At 39.6% G+C, this 22,741-nt stretch carries 36 protein-coding genes and 1 rRNA gene; 2 read left to right on the forward strand and 35 right to left on the reverse strand.

Translation table 11 applies throughout. The features are described from left to right. Positions 1 to 98: 98 nt before the first annotated feature. Positions 99 to 1,650: ribosomal RNA gene (locus tag JFU20_RS14290) — 16S ribosomal RNA — on the reverse strand. 224 nt (positions 1,651 to 1,874) lie between these two features. Further along, complete coding sequence (locus JFU20_RS14295) at positions 1,875 to 2,093, reverse strand: hypothetical protein (protein ID WP_002139933.1); 219 nt, start codon at positions 2,091 to 2,093, stop codon at positions 1,875 to 1,877. A 192-nt stretch (positions 2,094 to 2,285) separates the two neighbouring features. Between JFU20_RS14295 and pdaB the strand changes: the two genes are divergently transcribed. Beyond that, entirely contained in the window at positions 2,286 to 3,050 is a 765-nt protein-coding gene (gene pdaB / locus JFU20_RS14300) for a polysaccharide deacetylase family sporulation protein PdaB (RefSeq protein WP_002009713.1), read from the forward strand. Between the two features lie 124 nt (positions 3,051 to 3,174). On the opposite strand, the gene kbaA is transcribed toward pdaB, so the two are convergent. Beyond that, positions 3,175 to 3,786: a KinB signaling pathway activation protein KbaA gene (gene kbaA / locus JFU20_RS14305; protein ID WP_002167158.1), complete on the reverse strand. Its 612-nt coding sequence runs from the start codon at positions 3,784 to 3,786 to the stop codon at positions 3,175 to 3,177. Between the two features lie 139 nt (positions 3,787 to 3,925). Here kbaA and gerD point away from each other — a divergent pair, with 139 nt between their 5' ends. Further along, positions 3,926 to 4,540 (forward strand): spore germination lipoprotein GerD, encoded by a 615-nt coding sequence (gene gerD / locus JFU20_RS14310; protein WP_002009716.1) that lies wholly within the window; start codon positions 3,926 to 3,928, stop codon positions 4,538 to 4,540. Between the two features lie 53 nt (positions 4,541 to 4,593). Here the strand turns inward: gerD and JFU20_RS14315 are convergent, their stop codons facing one another. From JFU20_RS14315 to rpsC, 32 genes are all read right to left on the reverse strand, one after another. Continuing rightward, a complete protein-coding gene (locus JFU20_RS14315; RefSeq protein ID WP_201038707.1) occupies positions 4,594 to 5,661 on the reverse strand; it encodes an Mrp/NBP35 family ATP-binding protein in 1,068 nt (355 codons plus the stop codon). A 144-nt stretch (positions 5,662 to 5,805) separates the two neighbouring features. Further along, positions 5,806 to 6,519, reverse strand: coding sequence for an N-acetylmuramoyl-L-alanine amidase CwlD (gene cwlD / locus JFU20_RS14320; RefSeq protein WP_002009721.1), 714 nt, complete (start codon positions 6,517 to 6,519; stop codon positions 5,806 to 5,808). A 66-nt stretch (positions 6,520 to 6,585) separates the two neighbouring features. After that, a complete protein-coding gene (locus JFU20_RS14325; RefSeq protein WP_002009725.1) occupies positions 6,586 to 7,014 on the reverse strand; it encodes a DUF2521 family protein in 429 nt (142 codons plus the stop codon). 162 nt (positions 7,015 to 7,176) lie between these two features. Further along, on the reverse strand, positions 7,177 to 7,569 hold the full coding sequence (gene rpsI / locus JFU20_RS14330) for a 30S ribosomal protein S9 (RefSeq protein WP_002009728.1): 393 nt from the start codon (positions 7,567 to 7,569) through the stop codon (positions 7,177 to 7,179). A 21-nt stretch (positions 7,570 to 7,590) separates the two neighbouring features. After that, positions 7,591 to 8,028, reverse strand: a complete 438-nt coding sequence (gene rplM, locus JFU20_RS14335) for a 50S ribosomal protein L13 (RefSeq protein WP_002029337.1) — start codon at positions 8,026 to 8,028, stop codon at positions 7,591 to 7,593. Positions 8,029 to 8,180: 152 nt separating this feature from the next. Continuing rightward, positions 8,181 to 8,924 (reverse strand): tRNA pseudouridine(38-40) synthase TruA, encoded by a 744-nt coding sequence (gene truA, locus JFU20_RS14340; RefSeq protein WP_002124694.1) that lies wholly within the window; start codon positions 8,922 to 8,924, stop codon positions 8,181 to 8,183. A gap of 14 nt (positions 8,925 to 8,938) precedes the next feature. Continuing rightward, complete coding sequence (locus JFU20_RS14345) at positions 8,939 to 9,733, reverse strand: energy-coupling factor transporter transmembrane component T family protein (protein ID WP_002124692.1); 795 nt, start codon at positions 9,731 to 9,733, stop codon at positions 8,939 to 8,941. Continuing rightward, positions 9,721 to 10,602 carry an energy-coupling factor ABC transporter ATP-binding protein gene (locus JFU20_RS14350; RefSeq protein ID WP_002124690.1) on the reverse strand — a complete coding sequence of 294 codons (882 nt, stop codon included), beginning with the start codon at positions 10,600 to 10,602 and terminating at the stop codon, positions 9,721 to 9,723. The genes JFU20_RS14345 and JFU20_RS14350 overlap by 13 nt, the downstream gene beginning before the upstream one ends. After that, complete coding sequence (locus JFU20_RS14355) at positions 10,578 to 11,420, reverse strand: energy-coupling factor ABC transporter ATP-binding protein (protein WP_002009740.1); 843 nt, start codon at positions 11,418 to 11,420, stop codon at positions 10,578 to 10,580. The genes JFU20_RS14350 and JFU20_RS14355 overlap by 25 nt, the downstream gene beginning before the upstream one ends. 104 nt (positions 11,421 to 11,524) lie before the next feature. Continuing rightward, positions 11,525 to 11,887: a 50S ribosomal protein L17 gene (gene rplQ / locus JFU20_RS14360; protein ID WP_000331490.1), complete on the reverse strand. Its 363-nt coding sequence runs from the start codon at positions 11,885 to 11,887 to the stop codon at positions 11,525 to 11,527. A gap of 35 nt (positions 11,888 to 11,922) precedes the next feature. Continuing rightward, a complete protein-coding gene (locus JFU20_RS14365) occupies positions 11,923 to 12,867 on the reverse strand; it encodes a DNA-directed RNA polymerase subunit alpha (RefSeq protein ID WP_002009743.1) in 945 nt (314 codons plus the stop codon). A 180-nt stretch (positions 12,868 to 13,047) separates the two neighbouring features. Continuing rightward, entirely contained in the window at positions 13,048 to 13,437 is a 390-nt protein-coding gene (gene rpsK / locus JFU20_RS14370) for a 30S ribosomal protein S11 (protein ID WP_002009745.1), read from the reverse strand. 24 nt (positions 13,438 to 13,461) lie between these two features. Continuing rightward, the gene (gene rpsM / locus JFU20_RS14375; protein WP_002009746.1) at positions 13,462 to 13,827 is read right to left on the reverse strand and encodes a 30S ribosomal protein S13; all 366 of its coding nucleotides are present in this window, start codon (positions 13,825 to 13,827) and stop codon (positions 13,462 to 13,464) included. A 21-nt stretch (positions 13,828 to 13,848) separates the two neighbouring features. After that, positions 13,849 to 13,962, reverse strand: coding sequence for a 50S ribosomal protein L36 (rpmJ, locus tag JFU20_RS14380; protein ID WP_000868344.1), 114 nt, complete (start codon positions 13,960 to 13,962; stop codon positions 13,849 to 13,851). Positions 13,963 to 13,997: 35 nt separating this feature from the next. Next, entirely contained in the window at positions 13,998 to 14,216 is a 219-nt protein-coding gene (gene infA / locus JFU20_RS14385) for a translation initiation factor IF-1 (protein WP_001029884.1), read from the reverse strand. Between the two features lie 68 nt (positions 14,217 to 14,284). Next, positions 14,285 to 15,031: a type I methionyl aminopeptidase gene (gene map, locus JFU20_RS14390; RefSeq protein ID WP_002167157.1), complete on the reverse strand. Its 747-nt coding sequence runs from the start codon at positions 15,029 to 15,031 to the stop codon at positions 14,285 to 14,287. Then, positions 15,031 to 15,681: an adenylate kinase gene (locus JFU20_RS14395; protein ID WP_002009751.1), complete on the reverse strand. Its 651-nt coding sequence runs from the start codon at positions 15,679 to 15,681 to the stop codon at positions 15,031 to 15,033. Before JFU20_RS14395 ends, map begins: the two co-directional genes overlap by 1 nt. A gap of 54 nt (positions 15,682 to 15,735) precedes the next feature. After that, complete coding sequence (gene secY / locus JFU20_RS14400; RefSeq protein ID WP_002124688.1) at positions 15,736 to 17,037, reverse strand: preprotein translocase subunit SecY; 1,302 nt, start codon at positions 17,035 to 17,037, stop codon at positions 15,736 to 15,738. Then, the gene (gene rplO, locus JFU20_RS14405; RefSeq protein WP_002009754.1) at positions 17,037 to 17,477 is read right to left on the reverse strand and encodes a 50S ribosomal protein L15; all 441 of its coding nucleotides are present in this window, start codon (positions 17,475 to 17,477) and stop codon (positions 17,037 to 17,039) included. Before rplO ends, secY begins: the two co-directional genes overlap by 1 nt. Positions 17,478 to 17,510: 33 nt before the next feature. Further along, positions 17,511 to 17,693 carry a 50S ribosomal protein L30 gene (gene rpmD / locus JFU20_RS14410; RefSeq protein ID WP_002009757.1) on the reverse strand — a complete coding sequence of 61 codons (183 nt, stop codon included), beginning with the start codon at positions 17,691 to 17,693 and terminating at the stop codon, positions 17,511 to 17,513. 13 nt (positions 17,694 to 17,706) lie between these two features. After that, positions 17,707 to 18,207: a 30S ribosomal protein S5 gene (rpsE, locus tag JFU20_RS14415; protein WP_002009759.1), complete on the reverse strand. Its 501-nt coding sequence runs from the start codon at positions 18,205 to 18,207 to the stop codon at positions 17,707 to 17,709. A 21-nt stretch (positions 18,208 to 18,228) separates the two neighbouring features. Then, entirely contained in the window at positions 18,229 to 18,591 is a 363-nt protein-coding gene (gene rplR / locus JFU20_RS14420; protein ID WP_002009761.1) for a 50S ribosomal protein L18, read from the reverse strand. Between the two features lie 31 nt (positions 18,592 to 18,622). Further along, complete coding sequence (gene rplF, locus JFU20_RS14425) at positions 18,623 to 19,162, reverse strand: 50S ribosomal protein L6 (RefSeq protein ID WP_002009762.1); 540 nt, start codon at positions 19,160 to 19,162, stop codon at positions 18,623 to 18,625. 32 nt (positions 19,163 to 19,194) lie between these two features. Next, positions 19,195 to 19,593 (reverse strand): 30S ribosomal protein S8, encoded by a 399-nt coding sequence (gene rpsH, locus JFU20_RS14430; RefSeq protein ID WP_002009764.1) that lies wholly within the window; start codon positions 19,591 to 19,593, stop codon positions 19,195 to 19,197. Between the two features lie 29 nt (positions 19,594 to 19,622). Then, positions 19,623 to 19,808, reverse strand: a complete 186-nt coding sequence (gene rpsN, locus JFU20_RS14435) for a 30S ribosomal protein S14 (protein WP_001085700.1) — start codon at positions 19,806 to 19,808, stop codon at positions 19,623 to 19,625. Between the two features lie 33 nt (positions 19,809 to 19,841). Continuing rightward, the gene (rplE, locus tag JFU20_RS14440; RefSeq protein WP_002091528.1) at positions 19,842 to 20,381 is read right to left on the reverse strand and encodes a 50S ribosomal protein L5; all 540 of its coding nucleotides are present in this window, start codon (positions 20,379 to 20,381) and stop codon (positions 19,842 to 19,844) included. Between the two features lie 26 nt (positions 20,382 to 20,407). Then, positions 20,408 to 20,719, reverse strand: a complete 312-nt coding sequence (rplX, locus tag JFU20_RS14445; RefSeq protein WP_000558201.1) for a 50S ribosomal protein L24 — start codon at positions 20,717 to 20,719, stop codon at positions 20,408 to 20,410. Between the two features lie 38 nt (positions 20,720 to 20,757). Next, positions 20,758 to 21,126, reverse strand: a complete 369-nt coding sequence (rplN, locus tag JFU20_RS14450; RefSeq protein ID WP_000615912.1) for a 50S ribosomal protein L14 — start codon at positions 21,124 to 21,126, stop codon at positions 20,758 to 20,760. Between the two features lie 43 nt (positions 21,127 to 21,169). Beyond that, entirely contained in the window at positions 21,170 to 21,433 is a 264-nt protein-coding gene (rpsQ, locus tag JFU20_RS14455; RefSeq protein WP_002091526.1) for a 30S ribosomal protein S17, read from the reverse strand. A gap of 20 nt (positions 21,434 to 21,453) precedes the next feature. Then, a complete protein-coding gene (gene rpmC / locus JFU20_RS14460; RefSeq protein ID WP_002091523.1) occupies positions 21,454 to 21,654 on the reverse strand; it encodes a 50S ribosomal protein L29 in 201 nt (66 codons plus the stop codon). Continuing rightward, on the reverse strand, positions 21,644 to 22,078 hold the full coding sequence (gene rplP / locus JFU20_RS14465; protein ID WP_000928969.1) for a 50S ribosomal protein L16: 435 nt from the start codon (positions 22,076 to 22,078) through the stop codon (positions 21,644 to 21,646). The genes rpmC and rplP overlap by 11 nt, the downstream gene beginning before the upstream one ends. A gap of 1 nt (position 22,079) precedes the next feature. Next, positions 22,080 to 22,739 (reverse strand): 30S ribosomal protein S3, encoded by a 660-nt coding sequence (rpsC, locus tag JFU20_RS14470; protein ID WP_002009771.1) that lies wholly within the window; start codon positions 22,737 to 22,739, stop codon positions 22,080 to 22,082. Positions 22,740 to 22,741 lie beyond the last annotated feature (2 nt).

Below are 22,741 nucleotides of genomic sequence, written 5' to 3' on the forward strand. Positions count from 1 at the left end.
GAACATACATTTAAACTTGAGAGATAGTTCTCTCAAAACTGAACGAAACAAAACAAGTCAACGTTTATTGATGAACTGCGTTCATCAATTCTCCATAGAAAGGAGGTGATCCAGCCGCACCTTCCGATACGGCTACCTTGTTACGACTTCACCCCAATCATCTGTCCCACCTTAGGCGGCTGGCTCCATAAAGGTTACCCCACCGACTTCGGGTGTTACAAACTCTCGTGGTGTGACGGGCGGTGTGTACAAGGCCCGGGAACGTATTCACCGCGGCATGCTGATCCGCGATTACTAGCGATTCCAGCTTCATGTAGGCGAGTTGCAGCCTACAATCCGAACTGAGAACGGTTTTATGAGATTAGCTCCACCTCGCGGTCTTGCAGCTCTTTGTACCGTCCATTGTAGCACGTGTGTAGCCCAGGTCATAAGGGGCATGATGATTTGACGTCATCCCCACCTTCCTCCGGTTTGTCACCGGCAGTCACCTTAGAGTGCCCAACTTAATGATGGCAACTAAGATCAAGGGTTGCGCTCGTTGCGGGACTTAACCCAACATCTCACGACACGAGCTGACGACAACCATGCACCACCTGTCACTCTGCTCCCGAAGGAGAAGCTCTATCTCTAGAGTTTTCAGAGGATGTCAAGACCTGGTAAGGTTCTTCGCGTTGCTTCGAATTAAACCACATGCTCCACCGCTTGTGCGGGCCCCCGTCAATTCCTTTGAGTTTCAGCCTTGCGGCCGTACTCCCCAGGCGGAGTGCTTAATGCGTTAACTTCAGCACTAAAGGGCGGAAACCCTCTAACACTTAGCACTCATCGTTTACGGCGTGGACTACCAGGGTATCTAATCCTGTTTGCTCCCCACGCTTTCGCGCCTCAGTGTCAGTTACAGACCAGAAAGTCGCCTTCGCCACTGGTGTTCCTCCATATCTCTACGCATTTCACCGCTACACATGGAATTCCACTTTCCTCTTCTGCACTCAAGTCTCCCAGTTTCCAATGACCCTCCACGGTTGAGCCGTGGGCTTTCACATCAGACTTAAGAAACCACCTGCGCGCGCTTTACGCCCAATAATTCCGGATAACGCTTGCCACCTACGTATTACCGCGGCTGCTGGCACGTAGTTAGCCGTGGCTTTCTGGTTAGGTACCGTCAAGGTGCCAGCTTATTCAACTAGCACTTGTTCTTCCCTAACAACAGAGTTTTACGACCCGAAAGCCTTCATCACTCACGCGGCGTTGCTCCGTCAGACTTTCGTCCATTGCGGAAGATTCCCTACTGCTGCCTCCCGTAGGAGTCTGGGCCGTGTCTCAGTCCCAGTGTGGCCGATCACCCTCTCAGGTCGGCTACGCATCGTCGCCTTGGTGAGCCGTTACCTCACCAACTAGCTAATGCGACGCGGGTCCATCCATAAGTGACAGCCGAAGCCGCCTTTCAATTTCGAACTATGCAGTTCAAAATATTATCCGGTATTAGCCCCGGTTTCCCGGAGTTATCCCAGTCTTATGGGTAGGTTACCCACGTGTTACTCACCCGTCCGCCGCTAACTTCATAAGAGCAAGCTCTTAATCCATTCGCTCGACTTGCATGTATTAGGCACGCCGCCAGCGTTCATCCTGAGCCAGGATCAAACTCTCCAATAAAGTTAGTTTGTCTAGCATCTAAAAATAAAAATTGACGTTCACGTTGTTTGTTTCGTTCAGTTTTCAAAGAACTACTTAGTCGCTCATTTGCGACTTCCTTATGTTAACATCTTCATTTTTCGATGTCAACTAAGTTTTTTAATTTCCTTTTTGTCGTTTTCTGCATTTCTGCATCAGCGACGTTTATTAATTTATCATATCCTTACTCTTAGCGTCAACACTTTTTAATAAAAAATTCTTTTTCTTACATAACGAATACATTCTTCCCTATTAGCAACTCTCCGAAATAAACAAAAAATGATTTTATACCTTTCTTCCATCGCCTTTTTTACAACGCTATGTATACGCTCATCTTCAAAATCAAATAAAAGTTCCTCTAACTCTCTCTTCAGTATGTATTCCATTTCTTTTTTCTCTTCCTTCGTCAACATAATCCCAAGCAAATTATCACCTCAATAACTCCTTACGTGTACCGATAAACGCCCCACTCATTTTCAATTATCAATAACGTATCACCAAAAACAAAATTCTATCACTCATTATATCCACCACTTACGATATTAATCCCTTGTTCTCTTTTTTTAATTTAAAGCATATATGTAACTGAAAAGGATTGGACAAAGGGGCGTAATATTATGTTTTTCTTTTTTATTACGAGTAAAAGAACATTTAAACACATTAGCTTAATAGTCGTACTTTCCTTATTTACAGCATGGCTACTCTTTTTAAAAACATATTCAAATGAATCTGCTTTTTCAACTGCTACTGGCCCTAAAGTGATTTACAAAGGGGACACTGCAAAAAAACAAGTTGCATTCACGTTTGACATTAGCTGGGGGGACAAAAAAGCTATTCCAATCCTTAATACACTCAAAGAAAGAGAAATTAAGAATGCAACCTTCTTTCTCTCTGCTGCATGGGCTGAAAGACACCCTGATATTGTCGAACGCATCATGAAAGATGGACATGAGATTGGTAGTATGGGCTATAATTACACATCCTACACTTCACTAGAAGCAAATGAAATACGACGAGATCTTTTGCGGGCACAAGATGTTTTTACGAAACTTGGCGTAAAACAAGTCAAGCTATTACGTCCACCTAGTGGCGATTTTAACAAAACAACTCTTAAAATAGCGGAATCACTCGGATACACCATCGTTCATTGGAGTAACAATTCAAATGACTGGAAAAATCCCGGCGTAAATAAAATCATTTCCACAGTCTCTAGCAATTTAAAGGGTGGAGATATCGTCTTATTACATGCTTCTGATTCCGCCCTTCAAACAAATAAGGCTTTACCATTACTCTTACAAAAATTAAAGAGTGACGGATATGAACAAACATCTGTATCACAACTTATTTCCAACACAAGTACAAAAAGTGAAGATATTAAGTAGTTCCTTTCTACACGGTCCTTCACACATAAAAAGCTCTGCTATCTTTTGTTAAGATAGCAGAGCTTTTTTATCCTAGCATTTACAGACGATAAGAATCTGGATAATTAAAAATCCACTCTCCTCATTAAGCTGACTTACTCTTTTGTCCAATTAAACGATGCAATACAAGTAACTGATATGAATTACATAATAAAAGTGGTATCACCATTAAATATAACCAATCTGTATCATTAATCCTGAGCGCTGGTACCCATTCAAGAATTGTTACAACAACCATAAAGAACAGAGCGGGAACAAATGCTTTTTTATTCGTTTCTTTACTCTTTATATAAGCGACAATTGCCCCAAACACAAATAACATCCCAGCAACAAGTATGTTATTCCCTAATGAAACTTCCCCATTTGCAATAAGTACTGACCTTAAATAAACGAAATCAAATAATACGAACGCAATAAAGAACAGTTGCACTGTATTCCATAAAGAAGATGACCGAAACATCCCTAATCCAAAACGATGGATCGTTAAATACGCAAAGAACCCCATTTGACTTATAACACTAAAAATAAATCCTACGCCCATCAACCAAAAGGAAATTGCTAAAATCTCTTTTCCGTCGAAATTTTGAAAAAATTTAGCGTACTTGTCCCACTCTAAAACAAAACCAATAAAGACTGTGCTAATCCCACCAAGAAACAACGTCGTAAAAAATAGTCGTACCCACTTGCGGCTATTCACAACACATCCCCCATTATTCTTATATTTCTAATTAAATTGTAACAATGACAATTTCAAAAAGCTAGCCATGTTAATGTATAAATTCCTTAAAGAGATTTATATTAAAAAAAGAGAACTTTGCTGAAAGGAGCTCCAACTTATGAAACGGATGCTGCTCGTTTTGATTTCTTCTTTTCTATTTATAGCACTAGCGGCATGTGCACAAGAAAAAGAAGCAAAATCCGAACTTGATTATGATCAAACAAAAAAAATGATTGTTGATATTTTAAAAACCGATCAAGGAAAAAAAGCGATCCAAGATGTATTAACTGATGAAAAAATGAAACAAGCACTCATACTAGATGAAACAGTAGTAAAGAAAACGATTGAAGATGCACTGGTATCTGAAAAAGGGCAACAATTCTGGGAAAAGCTCTTTAAAGACCCTGAGTTCTCATCGAAATTTGCTAAAAGTATGGGAAAAGAACAAACAAACTTAATGAAAACTTTACTAAAAGATCCTGAATACCAATCAGGTGTTATAGAGATTATGAAAAATCCTGAAGTAGAGAAAATTATGTTACAAACAATGAAGAGTAAAGAATATCGTCAATATTTACAGCAAGTACTAACTGAAACTGCCGAAAGTCCTCTCTTCCAAGCTAAGATGATTGACATCATTAGTAAAGGTGTACAAAAAGCCGAAAAAGGTGGGTCTGATAAGAAAGGCGCAGGTGGTGAAGGCGGTTCTCAAGATGGGAACAAAGAACAATAATAAAAATTATAGCACTGAGTGGACAATGTATATATTGTCCACTCATTACTACTTTATTTTTGTGTAACAGCTGTTTTATCAATAACTGTCTCAGCTATCGTACGATAAATGAGACCCGTTGTATGTGTATCTTCATATACTGACGGCGCAAAGTCCTCTTTATTCCAATCAGGTTGTTGAAGTGGAATTCGGCCAAGTATATCCGTTTGGAGTTCCGTAGCCAATTTATCTCCTCCACCTCTTCCAAACACATACTCTTTTTCACCAGTTGCTTTACTTTCAAAATACGCCATATTTTCAACAACACCAAGAATACTATGTTCTGTACGTAAAGCCATGGCTCCAGCGCGCGCTGCTACAAATGCCGCTGTTGGATGCGGCGTTGTTACAATAATCTCTTTACAAACCGGCAACATCGAATGTACATCTAAAGCAACATCACCCGTACCTGGTGGTAGGTCCAATACTAAGTAATCTAAATCACCCCACTCTACTTCTGTGAAAAAGTGATTTAACATTTTCCCAAGCATCGGTCCTCTCCAAATAACAGGTGCGTTATCTTCTACAAAGAATCCCATTGAGATTACTTTCACGCCTAGACGCTCCACTGGTATTATCTTATCACCTCTTACGATTGGACGTTTTTCTATACCCATCATATCCGGTACACTAAAACCGTAAATATCCGCGTCAATGATACCAACCTTTTTGCCTAAACGAGCTAAAGCAATTGCAAGGTTAACAGAAACAGTTGATTTCCCTACTCCACCTTTTCCACTTGCCACTGCTAAAAATGTTGTATTTGAGTTCGGTGATAATAAGGATTCACTTTTCTCTTCCTCTTGCGGTGGTGCAAACTGAGCTAATTCCTCTTCTGTAAATTCTGCAAAACGAAGTCCAACTGTTGTTGCTCCAAGTTCTTTTACTAACTTTACAATTCCAGACTGCAACTGCATTTGTTCCGCTGTACCCGTCTTTACAATTGCAATTTTAACACTTACATGTTCCTTCTCAGGCTTGACTGTCACCTCTTTAATTGCATTTGTTTCTTTTAACGTTTTATGTATAAACGGATCTACAATCCCTTCCAATGCTTCCACTACTTGCTCTTTTGTTACCATAATTAGCCCAGCCCCCTGTATGAAAAATAACGTATTGTTAATTAAATTTATCTCTCTTTATTTTTGAAATAAATGCGTTTACATTTCCAGTATAACATATTTTCGGAAAACTTCGTTAACGAGAGAAACTCGAAAAAATCCTCCTTATTCTGGAGGATTTCCTTTTTCCGTAAAATAACGTAATATACCACGATATATTGCAGCAGCTACTTTTTGTTGGTATTTCTCCGAATTTAACATATATCTTTCATTCACATTCGATAAAAAGCCAGCCTCAATTAAAGCACCTGGTGTTTTGGCATACTTCAATAAATACACGTGAGGAATTGTTTTAGCAGAACGATTCGTATTTTCTAAGCTTGTTCTCAATTCAGCTTGTATAAATTTCGCAGCCCGTTCATTTTCAATCGAAGAACGATAGTAGAACGTTTGTGCGCCCTTAGATCCACTACTAGTTAGGGCATTTAAATGAATACTCGCAAAAAAGTCTACATCAGGCTTATTAATGATCTCAACACGCTTTTTTAAATCCTCTGCTTTACGTCTACTATATGACTTTGTATCTTTATTAGCTAAATCATAATCTCCTTCACGCGTTAAAATAACTAAAGCACCTTGTTCTTGTAAATAATCTTGTACCTTTTTTGTAATCTCAAGTGTAATATCTTTTTCTACAATATCCTTTCCACCAACAGCCCCTCCGTCTGGCCCACCATGCCCAGCATCTAGTACAATCACTTTCCCTGATAAGGGTAAATTCCAAGCTCGCCACGATTTTGTAATTTGAAATTCTTGTTTAACTAAAAAAAACAAAACAACCGCAGCGAGCGCAAAAGAGATAATTCGAATTCTCTTCATACCTTTCCTCCTCCAGCTAGTCCCTCTAATTACTTATATGGGACAAGAGGAAAGTTTATGCTTGTCTTAGTGTAGCTTTAATCGATATCTTCTTTCGCCTTTTTCATAGCCTTCCTGCCACCACAAGCCGATAAACTGCTGGCAAGATTCAAAAAGCAATTCCTCGTCTTGCAACTTAATTTCACGTATAGTCATACTCGTTAAAAATTGAAATAACGTTTCAGTTAATTGTTGTTCTTCTTCTAAAGCCCTATATTTCACATCAAAGAATGATTCACCATGATAACCAAATTTACTGTATCTCGCTCCTAATAAATAAGATTCTATCCCTAGTTCAATACAATAATCTTCATACTGACGATGAAGTTCTTGCATCTGAAAGGCATCATGAATATTTAAACGCAATGTTTTTAATGATAATTCTCGCAGCATCTTCCGCTCGTATTTTAACTGCTTTTCTTTTTGTTTTTCTTGTAAGCTGACAATGACATTCATAGTACTTATAAACCTCCCTAATACGTATTAGTCTAAACTTCTAAAGAAGAAGCATACGTAGGACGGTAGCACTAAAATATTCCAAGCTAAAAAAATTACAAAAGAAGAATTAAACATAAAAAAACCCCAACCAAAATGGTTGGGGTTTGTAGTTCGCAAAAATTAACGTTTTGAGAACTGAGGTGCACGACGTGCGCCTTTAAGACCGTATTTTTTACGCTCTTTCATACGTGCGTCACGAGTTAATAGACCCGCACGTTTTAATGTTAGACGGTATTCTGGATCAGCTTTTAATAAAGCGCGAGAAATACCGTGACGAATAGCACCAGCTTGACCAGTGTATCCACCACCATTTACGTTTACAAGTACATTGTAGTTACCTAAAGTTTCTGTTGCAACTAGAGGTTGTTTCACTACTTCACGTAATGCAGCAAATGGGATATAGTTTTCAAAATCACGACCGTTAATAATAACGCGTCCTTCGCCTGGAACTAGGCGTACGCGCGCTACTGAACTCTTACGACGTCCAGTGCCATAGTATTGAACCTGTGCCAAAGTAAGCCCTCCTTTAATTAATTATCCGCGAAGTTCGTAAACTTCTGGTTGTTGTGCTTGGTGTGGATGCTCTGCTCCAGCATACACGTTTAATTTCTTAGACACTTGACGTCCTAAACGTCCTTTTGGAAGCATGCCTTTAATTGCAAGCTCTAACATTTGTACAGGGTAGTTTGTACGCATTTCTAGAGCTGTTCTTTGCTTAAGTCCACCTGGGTGGTTAGTGTGACGGTAGTAAATTTTATCGTTTAATTTATTACCTGTTAAATGAATTTTCTCAGCGTTAATAATAATTACATGATCACCCGTGTCAACGTGTGGTGTAAATGTTGGTTTGTGTTTACCACGTAAAATGGATGCTACTTCAGTAGATAGGCGACCTAAAGTTTGACCTTCAGCATCAACCACATACCATTTACGCTCAACTTCGTTAGCTTTTGCCATAAAAGTCGTACGCATGTGTTTCCCTCCTCGTTATCTTTTCCATAGAAAAAATCTATTGTTTATCTTAAACACGATTTCCTTCCGGGGCTAATCGTGGTTTTAGAAACAATACCATATGTTATGATATACTTTTGAGTTTCTAATGTCAAGCAAATGTTACACCAGGATTAGTTGTTATAGTTTACCTGCCATAAGTAAAGTCCATGACCTGGAGCCATCTTTCCAGCAAACTGGCGATTTTGTTTCGCTAAAATCTCTGGAATACTATCCGGATCAAGCTTTCCTTGACCTACGCTAAGTAACGTACCAACAATAATTCTGACCATATTATATAAAAATCCATTACCTACAAAGCGAAAAATTAATTCATCGTCTTGCTCAATTAATTCGATTTCATAAATTGTTCGTACTTTATCTTTTTTGTCAGTTTTTGCCGAACAAAAAGAAGTAAAGTCATGCGTTCCAATAAAATAAGGAATCGCTTTTCTTATAGAGTTTATTTCGAGTGGATATGGATATTGATATACGTAATTTCTACGGAATACATCCGCAGTCTTTGATAATAATACACGATAGCGATATTCTTTTTTCTCGACACCGTAACGTGCATGAAATTCTTCTGTTTTCTTCTCTACCTGCCTGATAATAATATCATCCGGCAACATTGTATTTAAAGCATTACTCCATTGCCACTCTTCAAGAGACAAAGGTGTATCAAAGTGTATCACTTGTCCTTTGGCGTGAACGGTAGAATCCGTTCTGCCTGATGCCTGCACACGAACAAGTTCTCCTTTATGCAACTTCTGCAGTGCTTTCTCTATTTCTTGTTGAACAGTCCGATGCTGTGGTTGAATTTGGTAACCACAAAAATGAATGCCATCATATGCAACTGTACATTTTATTCTTTCCATTTCTCTATTCTCCATTACGACCGCACCCATGCCAAAATACAAGCTAAACAAAGTAAGCTTACAATTGTTACTGTATCACTTATTTTCCAGCGTAGTTGCCTAAATTTAGTACGTCCTTCGCCACTTTTATATCCACGAGATTCCATCGCAATAGCTAAGTCCTCTGCACGCTTAAAAGCACTGATAAATAATGGAACGAGTAGTGAGATAATAGCTTTCATCCTATCTTTTATCGGTCCCCCGGCGAAATCAATGCCACGTGACGCTTGTGCTTTCATAATTTTACTCGTTTCATCCATTAATGTCGGGATAAAACGTAGTGAAATTGACATCATTAATGCGATTTCATGAACAGGAACTTTTATACGCTTGAACGGCTTTAATAACGTCTCCAACCCATCTGTAATTTCAATAGGTGTCGTCGTTAACGTTAATAATGTCGTCATTAAAATAATAACGAAGAATCGTATAGAAATGTATATCCCTTGCTCTAATCCTTTTTCATGTATCGAAAACCAACCAAGCTGGAATAGTACTTCCCCTTCTTTATTTGTAAAAATATGCAGGAAAAATGTAAAAAGAAAAATCCACAGAATTGGTTTTAAGCCCGAAAGTACATAACGAATCGGCACTTTTGCAAAAAATAAAGCAATGAGTGCATATAAAAATAAAAATCCATATGAAATCGCATTATTTGCTAAGAAAACAACAAATACATATAAAAAGACAATCAACAGCTTCGTACGAGGATCAAGTTGATGAATGAGTGACTGACCTGGAATATATCTCCCAATAATCAACTGCTGCATGATTCATGACCACCTTTTCGTAACACCTGTACAACTTCATGAGTAAGATCCTCTAAAGATAAGGTAGCCTTCGAAATTGAAATACCAAACTTCTCTTCAATTGCACGTTTATACTTTAAAGACATTGGAAGATCCACACCGATTTGTTCTAATTCATCAGCATATGAAAATACTTCCTCTGCTCTTCCTTGCAAAAAGACCGTTCCTTTATGCATGACCACTATTTGATCTGCATACTTAGCGGCATCCTCCATATTATGGGTAACAAGAATGACTGTAAGCCCCTGTTCCTTATGCAAATTGTAAAACATCTCCATGAGCTCGTGCTGTCCTTTTGGATCAAGCCCTGCTGTAGGTTCATCTAATACAAGCACTTCGGGTTCCATCGCAAGTACGCCTGCTATTGCAACACGCCTCATTTGCCCACCGCTTAATTCAAACGGAGAACGTGCTAATAACTCTATGTCCAATCCAACAAGCTGGATTGCATCTTTCGCCTTTTGTTTTGCCTCTTCTTCAGATACACCAAAATTAGTCGGTCCAAAACAAATATCCTTTTCAACTGTTTCTTCAAATAGTTGATGTTCTGGAAACTGAAAGACAACCCCTACTTTTTTTCGTAGCGGCTTAAGCTTTTTCTCTTTCTTCCCTGCTGAAATTAAATGTTCACCAATTTGAACCGTACCATTTGTCGGCTGCAATAAACCATTTAAATGTTGAATCATCGTCGACTTACCTGAACCAGTATGACCGATAATGGCATAATAGCCCCCACTTGGAAACGACACGTCTACATCATAAAGTGCGCGTCTTTCAAATGGAGTTTTATATTGATAACGATGTTCTACTTTTTGGAATGTAATCTCCAAAGTTCGTTCACCAAGCTTTCCATTGTAAGATGCGTATTTTGCAAGTGAATTTCATTTCTTTTTAATAATTCTGCTATTTTCACCGAAAAAGGTACATCTAATCCAATCTCTTGGAGCATATGAGAGGATTTGAAAATTTGCTCTGGAGTACCTTCCTCTAATATTTCTCCCTTGTTCAAAATAATAATACGGTCTGACTGTGCCGCTTCTTCTAAATCGTGCGTAATCGATAATACCGTAATACCCTTTTGATCAACAAGTTGTCTGACCGTTTCTACTACTTCACGTCTCCCCTGAGGGTCTAACATTGAAGTTGCTTCATCTAGTATTAAAATAGATGGTTGAAGTGCTAGAACACCTGCTATTGCGACTCGCTGCTTTTGTCCACCAGATAACGAATGGGGTTCTTCATTTAAAAAATCTTCCATACGGACAAGTTGCAGAGCTTGTTCTAGTCTTTCTATCATCTGCTCCCTTGGCATTCCGATGTTCTCTAGGCCGAATACAACGTCATCTTGTACTGTTGTTCCAACAAATTGATTATCTGGATTTTGAAATACCATGCCAATTTGCTTTCGAACATCCCATACTGTTTCCTCTGATAAAATCATTGTATCATTTAAAGTAATTTTCCCTGATTCCGGTAAAAATAAGCCATTCAATAATTTTGCAAGTGTAGACTTCCCTGAACCATTTTGTCCAATAACAGATACCCATTCTCCTTCATATAAGGAAAACGAAACATCTTTTAATGCATAAGAGGCTGCCCCAGGATATTGAAATGATATATTTTCTGTCCGAAGTTTCTCTTTTTTCAATACAAGGCACCCTTTCTTTCGTCAAGTTAGCCTATTTTTATACTTAAAAAAAAAGGGCCATGACCAGTTACTTGAAAAGAACTGTCCTGCCCTTTTAATCATCATTATACTAACTCGATAATTACCATTGGTGCTGCGTCTCCGCGACGTGGACCAATTTTTGCAATACGAGTGTATCCGCCTTGGCGCTCAGCATAGCGTGGAGCTACATCAGCGAATAATTTTTGAAGTGCATCTTGACCAGTCTCAGCGTTAGCAACCTCATTACGGATGAAAGCTGCTGCTTGACGACGAGCATGAAGATCTCCGCGTTTACCTAAAGTGATCATTTTTTCCACTACAGAACGAAGTTCTTTTGCACGAGTTTCTGTCGTTTGGATGCGCTCGTTGATAATTAAATCAGTAGCTAAATCACGTAACATAGCTTTACGTTGCGCACTTGTACGGCCTAATTTTCTGTATGCCATTCGTAGTTCCCTCCTTTGTTGATGGGTTTAAATCCTCAGTCGTCTTTACGTAAACCTAAACCTAATTCCTCAAGTTTATGTTTAACTTCTTCTAAGGATTTACGTCCTAAGTTACGAACTTTCATCATATCTTCTTCTGTTTTGTTCGCAAGCTCTTGTACAGTATTAATTCCTGCACGTTTTAGGCAATTATAAGAACGAACAGAAAGATCTAGTTCTTCGATAGTCATCTCAAGAACTTTTTCTTTTTGATCTTCTTCCTTCTCGACCATAATCTCAGCATTTTGTGCTTCGTCAGTTAAACCAACAAAGATATTTAAATGCTCAGTTAAGATTTTGGCACCTAAAGAGATAGCTTCTTTTGGCCCGATGCTTCCATCCGTCCATACATCAAGCGTAAGCTTATCATAATTAGCCACTTGTCCGACACGTGTCTTTTCCACTTGGTAAGTCACACGTGATACTGGAGTATAAATAGAATCAATAGGAATTACTCCTATTGGTTGATCTTCGCTTTTATTTGCATCAGCTGGCGTATACCCACGGCCACGCTTTGCAGTTAAACGCATGCGGAAATGCGCATTTTTTGCTAACGTCGCAATGTGTAAATCTGGATTTAAGATTTCAACATCACTATCGTGAGTAATATCAGCAGCTGTGACAATACCTTCGCCCTGTACATCGATTTCCAACGTCTTCTCTTCTTCAGAGTAGATTTTAAGAGCTAACTTTTTCAAGTTTAAGATCATCGTCGTAACGTCTTCTACTACGCCCTCAACTGTTGAAAATTCGTGTAAAACGCCATCGATTTGGATAGCAGTTACAGCGGCACCAGGGAGTGAGGATAAAAGAATACGACGTAAGGAGTTACCCAAAGTAGTACCATATCCACGCTCAAGCGGTTCAATCACGAATTTGCCATACTTAGCATCTTCGTTAAGTTCAACCGTTTCGATTTTCGGTTTTTCGATTTCAATCATTAACTAAACCCTCCTTCAAAACGTCGAAACCCCGGTTAAACAAAGGAAGAACCTCTGTTTAACCGAAAGTCCCCCTTAGGCAGTTCCCGATTGTGCACAACAAGCGATGTTTCTGTACGAAATTTCTCGATAATGCATCATATCCATTATAGACAAAAGGGAAAATTCTATACAGAAAAATTACACACGACGACGTTTTGGTGGACGACATCCATTATGAGGAACTGGAGTAACATCTCTAATTGCTGTTACTTCTAGACCTGCCGCTTGAAGAGCACGAATTGCAGCTTCACGACCAGCACCAGGACCTTTAACAGTAACCTCTAAAGTTTTTAAACCATGCTCCATTGCAACTTTAGAAGCAGCTTCAGCAGCCATTTGCGCAGCGAATGGAGTAGATTTACGAGATCCACGGAAACCAAGTGCACCAGCACTAGACCAAGAAAGTGCGTTACCATGAGTATCTGTAAGTGTTACGATTGTGTTGTTGAAAGTAGAACGAATATGAGCTATACCAGCTTCAATATTCTTTTTCACACGTTTTTTACGAGTGTTTGTTTTACGTGCCATTGTTAGTTCAACCTCCTTTACTTATTATTTCTTTTTATTTGCTACTGTACGACGTGGACCTTTACGTGTACGAGCATTGTTTTTAGAGTTTTGACCACGAACTGGTAAACCACGACGGTGACGAAGACCACGGTAAGAACCGATCTCCATTAGACGTTTAATGTTAAGAGATACTTCACGACGAAGGTCTCCCTCAACTTTAATACGATCGATGATATCACGGATACGTCCTAATTCATCTTCCGATAAATCACGAACTCGTGTTTCCGAAGAAATACCAGCTTCTGTAAGAATTTTTTCAGCAGTTGTGCGACCAATGCCGAATACGTAAGTTAAAGAAATAACAACGCGCTTGTCACGAGGAATATCTACACCTGCGATACGTGCCATTTTGAATGCACCTCCTTCTGATTAACCTTGTTTTTGTTTATGTTTAGGGTTTTCACAAATAACCATTACTTTTCCACGTCTACGAATAACTTTACATTTTTCGCAGATTGGTTTAACTGACGGTCTTACTTTCATGTCTCGAACCTCCTTAAAGATTACGGAGTGCTATATTATTTAAAACGGTACGTAATACGACCACGATTTAAATCGTACGGAGATAATTCTACCGTAACTTTGTCTCCTGGTAAAATACGAATGAAGTTCATACGGATTTTACCAGAAACGTGAGCCAATACGACATGCCCATTCTCTAATTCTACTTTGAACATAGCATTTGGCAACGTTTCAAGAACGGTACCTTCGACTTCAATTACATCATCTTTAGCCATTCAATAGTTCTCCCTTCTTCAAATCAGTAACATTTTACACTGCTCTGAAATCCCGGAGAGCCAGCTACTTATAAAGTGGTAAGGATTTCGTATCCTGCTTCTGTAAGAGCAATCGTGTGCTCAAAATGGGCACACCATTTACCATCTACCGTTACCACTGTCCAGTCATCAGATAGTGTTTTTACATATCGTCTTCCTTGATTCACCATCGGCTCAACACAGATGACCATTCCCGGCTTTAATCTAGGGCCTCTATTTGGTGGACCATAGTGCGGGATTTGAGGGTCCTCATGTAAGTCTTGCCCGATTCCGTGACCAACATACTCCCTAACGATCGAGAACCCCTTCTCTTCAGCATGTGTTTGAACCGCATGCGAGATATTTGATAATCTTTCGCCTGGTTTTACTTGTTCTAGACCAAGATACAACGATTTTTCTGTGACATCAAGTAGCTTTTGAACAGATTCAGAAATGTTTCCAACTGGATACGTCCATGCAGAATCACCATGGTACCCATTGTATTTCGCACCAATATCGATACTGATGATATCGCCCTCTTCGAGCTTACGCTTCCCTGGAATCCCGTGTACAAGCTCTTCATTTACAGAAGCACAAATGCTCCCCGGAAATCCGTTGTATCCTTTAAAAGATGGCGTAGCACCATATTTTCGAATCGTCTTTTCCGCTATTTGATCGAGCTCTTTCGTTGTAATTCCTGGAGTAATATGTTGTTTCAACTCTTGATGAGTTAAAGCAACGATCCTGCCAGCTTCTCGCATGATTTCTATCTCGCGAGGAGTTTTGCAGATGATCATTACGCTAAGTCTCCGATGAGAACATCGATATCAGCAAATACTTTATTGATATCTTGCTCACCATTAATGCTTTGTAAGTAGCCAAGCTCCTCGTAGAAATCAAGCAAAGGTTTTGTTTGCTTAATATTTACATCTAAACGATTTGCTACAGTTTCTTCATTGTCATCAGAGCGTTGATATAATTCGCCACCACATTTATCGCACACATCAGCTTTTGCTGGCGGATTGAATTCTAAGTGGTAAGTCGCACCGCATTCTTTACAAATGCGACGGCCTGTAAGGCGTTTTAATAACAACCCTGAATCCACATTAATGTTTAAAACATAGTCGATTTTTTTGCCAAGATCTTTCATAATCTCTTCAAGAGCTGATGCTTGTGCAACAGTTCGTGGGAAACCATCTAATAAGAAGCCTTTAATACAGTCTTCTTGGCTTAAACGTTCACGAACAATTCCAATTGTAACTTCATCTGGAACAAGCGCACCTTTATCAATAAAAGATTTTGCTTGTAAACCAAGTTCAGTTTCAGCCTTCATAGCTGCACGGAACATATCTCCTGTTGAGATGTGAGGGATGTTATACTTGGCAATAATCTGTTCGGCTTGTGTACCTTTACCAGCACCAGGAAGCCCCATTAAAATCAAGTTCATCCTTGTTCCCCCTCAGTACATGAGCATGTAGGGAAGACAGTTCTTCCCACTTACTCACTGCTTGATAAACCCTTTGTAATGGCGTTTTACCAATTGGCTTTCTAGCTGCTTCATTGTTTCTAAAGCAACGCCGACAACGATTAACATACTCGTTCCACCAATCTGTGCAGATGGAGGAAGATTTCCCAATTTCGTAAAGATAACTGGTAAGATTGCAATCGCTGCTAGGAAAATTGATCCCACAAAGGTCAAACGATACAAGATTTTTGTTAGATATTGTTCTGTATTCTTACCCGGACGAATACCTGGAACATATCCACCTTGCTTGTTTAGATTCTCTGACATTTGCTCTGGATTAACCTGAACAAATGCATAGAAATATGTGAAGGCTACAATGAGCGCAACATATATGATCATTCCCACTGGGTGAGAATAGTTAAAGTTTGCAATAATCCACTGCGACACATCATGTTTCGGGAAGAACTGTGCAATAGTTGGAGGCGTAATTAAGAATGAAACAGCAAAAATGACTGGAATAACACCCGCACTATTTACCTTAAGTGGTAAATGAGTGTTTTGTGCTCCAGCATGATTCCCATTCCCTCCTGTTACACGCTTCGCGTATTGAATTGGGATCTTTCTAACAGCCTGTTGAATGAAAATAACACCAACAATAACCGCTAGCACAGCTAGTAAAATCAATGCAACTTTAACGATACTCATGAACAATTGATCTCCGATATTTTGAAACTGTTGTTGATACACTTGAGATATAACACTTGGGATCGCTGCGGCAATACCGCCAAAGATAAGAATGGAAATACCATTACCTACACCTTTAGCTGTAATCTGTTCACCTAACCACATTAAAAATGCAGTACCAGCAGTCAGTACCGTAGCAATGTATAAATAAGTGCTCCAACCTGGATTCAAAATTAATTGCCCACCTACCATACCGTTAAAACCGATTGACATACCAAACCCCTGAATAAACGCAAGAACAATTGTAAAGTAACGCGTGAATTGCGTTAGTTTACGACGGCCCATTTCGCCTTGCTTCGACCATTCCGAAAATTTAGGAACAACATCCATCTGCAATAATTGCACGATGATGGATGCTGTAATATACGGCATGATTCCCATCGCGAAGATGGAGAAGTTTTTCAAGGCGCCACCGCCAAATGTATTTAGGATACCTAAGGCATTTAATTGATCTTGTGCTTTCAGTACGTCTCCATTTGTAAATGGCACTGGGATAAACGTGCCAATCCTGAATACGACTAACATCGCTAAAGTGAATAATATTTTACGTCTTATCTCAGCAACGCGCATAAAGTTGGAGATTGTACGAAACATTAGATCACCTCAACTGATCCGCCAGCTGCTTCAATTGCTTCTTTAGCACTTGAAGAGAACTTGTGCGCTTTAACAGTTAATTTTTTCTCTACTGCTCCGCTTGCAAGAATTTTAACACCGTCGTTTAATTTGCTGATAACGCCAGTTTCCAGCAATAATTCAGGTGTTACTTCTGTACCATCTTCAAAACGATTTAACGTTGATAAGTTTACAATAGTAAACTCTTTACGGTTAATGTTTGTGAAGCCGCGTTTTGGTAAACGACGGAATAGTGGAGTTTGACCACCTTCGAAGCCAAGACGAACACCGCCGCCAGAACGTGCGTTTTGTCCTTTATGACCTCTACCAGCAGTTTTACCGTTACCAGAACCGATACCACGACCGACACGGTTACGTACTTTACGAGAACCTTCTGCAGGTTTTAATTCATGAAGTTTCATTCCCAGGCACCTCCTTATATTAATGAGTTATCCTTAAGCTTCTTTTACAGAGATAAGGTGAGAAACTTTGTTGATCATACCAAGAATAGCAGGAGTTTCTTCCTTAACTACAGTTGAATTCAACTTTTTAAGACCTAAAGCTTCTACCGTCGCACGTTGATCTTGTGGACGACCAATTACACTACGAGTGAGGGTAATTTCTAACTTTTTCGCCATTTGTTTTCCCTCCTTAACCTAGTAGCTCTTCTACAGATTTACCGCGTAATTTTGCAACATCTTCAGCGCGCTTAAGTTCGCTTAATCCGTTCACAGTAGCGCGAATCATGTTGATTGGTGTGTTAGAACCAAGAGATTTCGAAAGAATATCTTGTACACCAGCTAATTCTAGTACCGCACGAACAGGTCCACCAGCAATAACACCAGTACCCTCAGCAGCAGGTTTTAAGAATACTTCACCAGCTCCAAAATGACCGTTGATTGTGTGAGGAATTGTTGTACCAACTAATGGTACAGCGATTAGGTTTTTCTTAGCGTCTTCGATAGCTTTACGGATTGCGTCTGGTACCTCTTGTGCTTTACCAGTACCGAATCCAACATGACCGTTTTTATCGCCAACTACAACTAGTGCAGCAAAGCGGAAACGACGACCACCCTTAACAACTTTCGCGACACGATTTATCGTAACTACACGTTCTTCAAGTTCTAATTTACTTGGGTCAATGCGTTGCATCAATTTTCCCTCCTTTGACCATTAAAATTGTAATCCAGCCTCACGAGCAGCTTCAGCTAGAGCTTTAACACGGCCATGGTATAAGTAACCACCGCGATCAAATACTACTTCTTTAACGCCTTTCTCTACAGCACGCTTAGCAACTGATTCTCCAACTTTCGTAGCAGCTTCAGTATTGCTAGTACCGTTAAGAGCAAGGTCTTTATCAAGAGTAGATGCACTTACTAATGTTACACCATTTACATCATCAATAACTTGAGCGTAAATATGTTGGTTAGAACGGTACACGTTTAAACGTGGACGTTCTGCAGTACCAGTAAGTTTAGCACGTACACGTGCATGTCTTTTCTTACGAGTCGCATTTTTAGCAGCTTTAGTGATCATTCTTGTCACTCCTTTCTTTCACCTAACGGGTTTACTTAGCAGTTTTACCTTCTTTACGACGAACAACTTCGCCTTCGTAACGAATACCTTTACCTTTATATGGTTCAGGAGCACGTACAGCGCGGATGTTAGCAGCAAATTCGCCAACACGTTGCTTGTCGATACCTTTAATTACGATTTTAGTTGGTACAGGTACTTCAACTTCAAGTCCTGCTTCTGGAGTCATTTCTACTGGATGAGAATAACCTACGCTTAAAACAAGTTTATCTCCTTGTTTTTGAGCACGGTAACCAACACCGACTAATTCAAGTCCGCGTACGAAACCTGTAGTTACACCTTCAACCATGTTTCCGATTAAAGCACGAGTTGTACCGTGTAATGCACGGTGTTCCTTCTGTTCAGATGGACGCTCAACTGTTAGTGTATTTTCTTCAATTTTGATAGACATATCAGTTTTGAAAGTACGAGTTAATTCACCTTTAGGGCCTTTTACTGTTACAGTATTGTCTTCTGCAACTGTAATAGTAACACCTGCAGGGATTTCAAGAATCTTTTTACCAATACGAGACATGTGGTCACACCTCCGTTCGTTTTAAATATATATTACCAAACGTATGCTACTACTTCTCCACCAGTTTGTAATTGACGAGCGTCTTTGTCTGTCATTACTCCCTTAGATGTAGAAACAAGAGCGATACCTAATCCGTTAAGTACACGTGGTACTTCATCAGCTTTTGCGTAAACGCGTAAGCCAGGTTTACTGATACGTTTTAATCCAGTGATTACACGTTCATTGTTTGCACCATATTTCAGGAAAATACGAAGGATACCTTGTTTGTTATCCCCAATGTATTCTACATCACGAATGAAACCTTCACGTTTTAAAAGTTCAGCGATCTCTTTTTTGATTTTAGAAGCAGGAACCTCTAATTTCTCATGACGTACCATGTTCGCATTACGGATGCGAGTAAGCATGTCTGCAATTGGATCTGTCATCACCATGTGTTTTACCTCCTTCCCATTTGTGGGTTTTACCAACTAGCTTTTTTAACACCAGGAATTTGACCTTTATATGCAAGTTCACGGAAACAAATACGGCAAAGCTTAAATTTGCGGTATACAGAATGCGGACGACCGCAGCGTTCGCAACGTGTATACTCTTGTACTTTAAACTTAGGAGTACGCTTTTGTTTCGCGATCATAGATTTTTTAGCCACGTTTTCGCCTCCTCTACTTAGCGTTGGCTTCCATTATTTTTGGAATGGCATACCGAATTGTGTTAAAAGTTCACGAGCTTCTTCATCAGTTTTCGCTGTAGTAACGATTACGATGTCCATACCGCGGACTTTACTTACTTTATCATAATCAATCTCAGGGAAAATTAGTTGCTCTTTAACACCTAATGTGTAGTTCCCACGACCATCGAATGATTTCTTAGAAACACCACGGAAATCACGTACACGTGGTAAAGAAACTGATACTAATTTGTCGAAGAACTCATACATTTGTTGTCCGCGTAAAGTTACTTTCGCACCGATTGGCATACCTTCACGAAGACGGAAACCAGCGATTGATTTTTTAGCGCGAGTTACAACAGGTTTTTGACCTGCGATTTGCGTTAATTCTTCTACTGCATTGTCTAAAGCTTTTGAGTTAGATACCGCGTCACCAACACCAGTGTTGATTACGATCTTTTCGATTTTCGGTACTTCCATCACAGATTTATAGTTAAACTTGCTCATTAGAGCAGGAGTAATTTCCTTTTGGAACTTCTCTTTAAGGCGATTCAATGAAGTGACCTCCTTTCTTAAGAAAATTATTTATCTAATAATTCACCAGATTTTTTTGCAATACGAACTTTTTTACCATCTTCTACTTTGAAGCCTACGCGAGTAGGTTCGCCTGTTTTCGGATCTAATACCATAACATTAGAAACGTGAATAGGTGCTTCTTTCGTAATAATTCCACCTTGTGGATTTAATTGAGATGGCTTAGAGTGTTTTTTAACGATGTTAACACCCTCAACGATAACACGGTTTTGCTTTGGGAAAGCCACAAGGATAACGCCTTGTTTTCCTTTGTCTTTACCAGTGATTACCTGAACTTTATCACCTTTTTTTACATGCATCTTAATTCTGCACCTCCTTAGCAAGGCAATACCTTAAATTATAGAACTTCTGGAGCTAAAGAAACGATCTTCATGAAGTTGCTATCACGTAATTCACGAGCTACTGGTCCGAAGATACGAGTACCACGTGGGCTCTTATCGTCTTTGATGATAACCGCTGCGTTTTCATCAAATTTAATATAAGAACCGTCCGGACGACGAGCTCCGCTCTTCGTACGTACCACTACTGCCTTAACAACGTCACCTTTTTTAACAACGCCACCTGGTGTTGCTTGTTTTACCGTAGCAACGATAATATCACCAATATTAGCATATTTACGACCAGAGCCGCCTAATACTTTAATTGTTAAAAGTTCACGTGCACCAGAGTTGTCAGCAACTTTCAAACGAGATTCTTGTTGGATCATGTTATGAAACCTCCCTTCGGACTAAAAATTCCGATTCGTCTATTTAGATAACAACCGCTTCTTCAACGATTTCAACTAAACGGAAACGCTTAGTAGCAGAAAGCGGGCGAGTTTCCATGATTTTAACGATATCGCCAAGTTTTGCTTGGTTTTGCTCATCATGGGCTTTGTACTTTTTAGAATACTTAACACGTTTTCCGTACAAGGAATGAGTTTTGTAAGTTTCAACTAAAACTGTAATCGTTTTGTCCATTTTATCAGACACAACACGACCAGTATAAACTTTGCGTTGGTTACGTTCGCTCACTATGCAAACCTCCCCTCAATTTATCGATTAATTCCGATCTCTCTTTCACAAACTACAGTTTTCATACGAGCAATCGCTTTACGCACTTCACGGATGCGAGTTGGATTCTCTAATTGTCCTGTAGCAAGTTGGAAGCGAAGATTGAACAATTCTTCCTTTAAAGCTTTAACTTTTGTTTCGATTTCGGCAGTGGTTAATTCACGAATATCATTAGTTTTCATTAGATTCACCACCATTTTCTTCACGTTTTACGAACTTACATTTCACAGGTAGTTTGTGAGCTGCAAGACGTAATGCTTCGCGTGCTACCTCTTCAGATACACCCGCGATTTCAAACATAATTTTCCCAGGTTTTACTACTGCTACCCAGCCTTCTGGTGCCCCTTTACCGGAACCCATACGTACTTCTAGAGGTTTTGCAGTGTAAGGTTTAGAAGGGAAAATTTTAATCCATACTTTACCGCCACGTTTCATGTAACGAGTCATTGCACGACGAGCAGCTTCGATTTGACGGTTTGTAATCCATGAAGCAGCTTGTGCTTGTAAACCGAATTCACCGAAAGCAATTTCAGTTCCACCTTTTGCACGACCACGCATTTTACCACGATGCTCTCTACGATATTTTACGCGTTTTGGCATTAACATATTATTTTCCTCCTTCCTCAGAAGCTTTCTTTTTTGTAGGAAGGACTTCTCCACGGTAGATCCATACTTTTACGCCTAATTTACCGTATGTTGTATCAGCTTCAACTGCTGCATAGTCAATATCAGCGCGAAGTGTATGAAGTGGAACAGTTCCTTCACTGTAAGATTCTGCACGAGCGATATCAGCCCCGCCAAGACGACCAGAAACCTGTGTTTTAATACCTTTTGCTCCTGCACGCATAGCACGTTGAATAACTTGCTTTTGTGCACGACGGAATGATACACGGTTTTCTAATTGACGAGCGATGTTTTCGCCCACTAATTTAGCGTTAAGATCAGCTCTCTTAACTTCTAAAATGTTAATGTGTACACGCTTGCCTGTTAATTGGTTAAGAGCTTTACGAAGTGCTTCAACTTCAGTACCACCTTTACCAATTACCATACCAGGTTTTGCAGTGTGAATTGTAACATTTACACGATTTGCTGCACGTTCGATTTCTACTTTAGCAACAGCAGAATCTTTTAAGCGTACAGTAATGTACTCACGGATTTTGATGTCTTCATGTAATAACGTAGCATAATCTTTCTCAGCGAACCAACGAGATTCCCAGTCGCGGATAATACCGACACGAAGACCAATTGGATTAACCTTCTGACCCATCG

Origin of the sequence: Bacillus sp. TH30 (genome assembly GCF_016650875.1) — a bacterium.
Taxonomy (GTDB): domain Bacteria; phylum Bacillota; class Bacilli; order Bacillales; family Bacillaceae_G; genus Bacillus_A; species Bacillus_A mycoides.

Excerpts from the sequence above, each read along its gene's own strand:
- pdaB (WP_002009713.1), top strand. The coding sequence starts at position 2,286 with ATGTTTTTCTTTTTTATTACGAGTAAAAGAACATTTAAACACATTAGC.
- gerD (WP_002009716.1), top strand. The coding sequence starts at position 3,926 with ATGAAACGGATGCTGCTCGTTTTGATTTCTTCTTTTCTATTTATAGCA.
- JFU20_RS14315 (WP_201038707.1), bottom strand. The coding sequence starts at position 5,661 with ATGGTAACAAAAGAGCAAGTAGTGGAAGCATTGGAAGGGATTGTAGAT.
- cwlD (WP_002009721.1), bottom strand. The coding sequence starts at position 6,519 with ATGAAGAGAATTCGAATTATCTCTTTTGCGCTCGCTGCGGTTGTTTTG.
- JFU20_RS14325 (WP_002009725.1), bottom strand. The coding sequence starts at position 7,014 with ATGAATGTCATTGTCAGCTTACAAGAAAAACAAAAAGAAAAGCAGTTA.
- rplM (WP_002029337.1), bottom strand. The coding sequence starts at position 8,028 with ATGCGTACGACTTTTATGGCAAAAGCTAACGAAGTTGAGCGTAAATGG.
- truA (WP_002124694.1), bottom strand. The coding sequence starts at position 8,924 with ATGGAAAGAATAAAATGTACAGTTGCATATGATGGCATTCATTTTTGT.
- JFU20_RS14345 (WP_002124692.1), bottom strand. The coding sequence starts at position 9,733 with ATGCAGCAGTTGATTATTGGGAGATATATTCCAGGTCAGTCACTCATT.
- rplQ (WP_000331490.1), bottom strand. The coding sequence starts at position 11,887 with ATGGCATACAGAAAATTAGGCCGTACAAGTGCGCAACGTAAAGCTATG.
- JFU20_RS14365 (WP_002009743.1), bottom strand. The coding sequence starts at position 12,867 with ATGATTGAAATCGAAAAACCGAAAATCGAAACGGTTGAACTTAACGAA.
- rpsK (WP_002009745.1), bottom strand. The coding sequence starts at position 13,437 with ATGGCACGTAAAACAAACACTCGTAAAAAACGTGTGAAAAAGAATATT.
- rpsM (WP_002009746.1), bottom strand. The coding sequence starts at position 13,827 with ATGGCACGTATCGCAGGTGTAGATATTCCTCGTGACAAGCGCGTTGTT.
- rpmJ (WP_000868344.1), bottom strand. The coding sequence starts at position 13,962 with ATGAAAGTAAGACCGTCAGTTAAACCAATCTGCGAAAAATGTAAAGTT.
- infA (WP_001029884.1), bottom strand. The coding sequence starts at position 14,216 with ATGGCTAAAGATGATGTAATTGAAGTCGAAGGTACCGTTCTTGAAACG.
- map (WP_002167157.1), bottom strand. The coding sequence starts at position 15,031 with ATGATCATCTGCAAAACTCCTCGCGAGATAGAAATCATGCGAGAAGCT.
- JFU20_RS14395 (WP_002009751.1), bottom strand. The coding sequence starts at position 15,681 with ATGAACTTGATTTTAATGGGGCTTCCTGGTGCTGGTAAAGGTACACAA.
- secY (WP_002124688.1), bottom strand. The coding sequence starts at position 17,037 with ATGTTTCGTACAATCTCCAACTTTATGCGCGTTGCTGAGATAAGACGT.
- rplO (WP_002009754.1), bottom strand. The coding sequence starts at position 17,477 with ATGAAACTTCATGAATTAAAACCTGCAGAAGGTTCTCGTAAAGTACGT.
- rpmD (WP_002009757.1), bottom strand. The coding sequence starts at position 17,693 with ATGGCGAAAAAGTTAGAAATTACCCTCACTCGTAGTGTAATTGGTCGT.
- rpsE (WP_002009759.1), bottom strand. The coding sequence starts at position 18,207 with ATGCAACGCATTGACCCAAGTAAATTAGAACTTGAAGAACGTGTAGTT.
- rplR (WP_002009761.1), bottom strand. The coding sequence starts at position 18,591 with ATGATCACTAAAGCTGCTAAAAATGCGACTCGTAAGAAAAGACATGCA.
- rplF (WP_002009762.1), bottom strand. The coding sequence starts at position 19,162 with ATGTCTCGTATTGGTAAAAAGATTCTTGAAATCCCTGCAGGTGTTACT.
- rpsH (WP_002009764.1), bottom strand. The coding sequence starts at position 19,593 with ATGGTGATGACAGATCCAATTGCAGACATGCTTACTCGCATCCGTAAT.
- rplX (WP_000558201.1), bottom strand. The coding sequence starts at position 20,719 with ATGCATGTAAAAAAAGGTGATAAAGTTCAGGTAATCACTGGTAAAGAC.
- rplN (WP_000615912.1), bottom strand. The coding sequence starts at position 21,126 with ATGATCCAACAAGAATCTCGTTTGAAAGTTGCTGACAACTCTGGTGCA.
- rpmC (WP_002091523.1), bottom strand. The coding sequence starts at position 21,654 with ATGAAAACTAATGATATTCGTGAATTAACCACTGCCGAAATCGAAACA.
- rplP (WP_000928969.1), bottom strand. The coding sequence starts at position 22,078 with ATGTTAATGCCAAAACGCGTAAAATATCGTAGAGAGCATCGTGGTAAA.
- rpsC (WP_002009771.1), bottom strand. The coding sequence starts at position 22,739 with ATGGGTCAGAAGGTTAATCCAATTGGTCTTCGTGTCGGTATTATCCGC.